The following is a 1,946-nucleotide window of genomic DNA, read 5'->3' as shown; positions in this document are numbered from 1 at the left end:
TCGACCCGACCACCTTCATTGTCCTGGGGGGCCCCGAGGTCTCCTTCGGCTCGTTCGAGATGATGGTCCAGAACCGGGGAATCGACTGCATCGTCCGGGGCGAAGGGGAAGAGAGCTGTCGAGAGCTGCTGCTCGCTCTGCGCGACGGCGCCCCCCTTGACGACATAGCCGGCATCACCTGCCGGGAAGGGGACGACATCATAGCCAATGCCGAGAGGGGGCCGGTGACGGAACTTGATACCATACCCTCTCCTTTCGCGGCCGGGCTGGCCGACCTGTCCAAGCCCCTTGTATATTACGAGACCTCCCGTGGCTGCCCGTTCTCCTGCGCATTCTGCATGTCTTCCATCGAAAGCGGCGTCCGTTCCTTCTCGATGGAGAGGATTCGCCGGGACCTGACCCTCCTCATGGGAAAGGGTGTGCAGACGGTCAAACTGGTCGACCGGACCTTCAACTACGACGCCGTCAGGGCCAACGAGATCTGGCGCTTCATCCTGGAACACAACAGGAAGAGCAAATTCCACTTCGAAATAGCCGCGGAACTGCTCACCGATGACAACCTGGCCCTCCTCGCCGAGGTCCCCCCCGGGAACTTCCGCTTCGAGATCGGAGTGCAATCGGGGGGGGAGGAGACGCTCGCCAAGGTGTCGCGGCGGTCGAGCCTCGAGAAGCTTTATGAAAAGGTCAGACGGCTTAAGGCGGAGACCCAGGTAACGCTCCACCTCGATCTTGTAGCCGGACTCCCCGGTGAAGCGCTGGAGGGATTTCTCGGATCCCTGGAAGGCCTCTTCGCGCTCAACCCGGATCACATCCAGGTCGAGGCCCTCAAGGTCATGAAAGGGACGCAGATGCGCGGCATCGCCCGCAAGGAGCACTACCAGTACTCCGATGCGGCCCCCTATAAGGTGCTGCGGACTCCTTGGCTGAGCTTCGTGGAGATCGGGAGAATTGAGGCCATCAGCCGCCTTATCGAATTCCTCTACAACAGCGGCCGATTCGCAGCCTCCTTGCGGGAAATGGCGGCAGTGGCACCCCTGTCAGAGGTACTGGCCTCCGCTGCACTCTTCTTCGAGGAACACTCCCTGGCAGCCAATCTCTCACTCCCGCTCCTCTTCGACGCGTGGTGGCGCTTCGCATCCTTCTTCCTGAAGGAAGAGTCCCTCGAGAGCTTCCGCGATGCTCTCTGCTTTGACCTCTGCCTGACCGGATATCCCGGCGGCAAGGCACCTGCTTTCTTCGAACCCGATCTGGAAACGACCTCCAAAGGCGCTCCCGCCTCCCTCCCCGCAGCAAAACATGGCGAACGGGTAAGGTATTACCGCAGGCACTTCCGCCGCGACTACCGGGTTAAGCCGTGGTCGGACCGCCCCGCCGAGATCACCTTCGTCTACCGCTCGGCTCCCGGCGCGGGGCTGACAGTGGAAGTGATGTGAGACAGGACCTCTCCGAGGCCCTCCCCGTCATTCTCATGGACGTCATTCGGACCCGGGTCTCCAACGCCTTCCCTGACTCTTTCAAGCACGCCCCCCCGTTACCTCAACCCGCCTAACCAGCACCGCCTCACCCGGCAACCGCAAAACGAGATAGTCGCTTGAAGTACCGCGAGCGGAGGCAATACTAATGATGAGCACCATGGAACCGTACTAAGCCTGTCCGGAAGGAGGTTTGCCATGAGAGAGCGGTTCATCATCTGGCTCTTTATCCTTTTCCTCGTTACAGCGACGGAGGCCAGGGCCGAGCCTGCAATCTCGGCCGAACCTGCCCTGCCGGCGGTAACCCGCGGGCAGGAGGTGATCGTTCACGGAAAGGACTTCCCGCGCCCCGATGAGAGGGGGGAATACCAGGTACTTCTCAATAGCGGCAAGCCCGGCGACACAATCACCCTTCCCGCCAAGTGGGTTGACCCGAACACCTTCACCTTCTCTATCCCGCGGGAGAAGTCGCTG

Annotated in this window: 2 protein-coding genes; both read left to right on the top strand. The window is 61.4% G+C overall.

The annotated features are described in order from the left end of the window. A partial coding sequence (locus AC11W3_RS13905; protein ID WP_484093175.1) for a B12-binding domain-containing radical SAM protein occupies positions 1-1,433 on the top strand: 1,433 nt, incomplete at its 5' end. 237 nt (positions 1,434-1,670) lie between these two features. Next, positions 1,671-1,946: hypothetical protein (locus AC11W3_RS13900; protein WP_484093174.1), on the top strand; the 276-nt coding region annotated here is incomplete at its 3' end.

The organism is Geomonas sp., from assembly GCF_056994735.1.
This window is presented reverse-complemented; position numbering and strand designations above follow the sequence as displayed.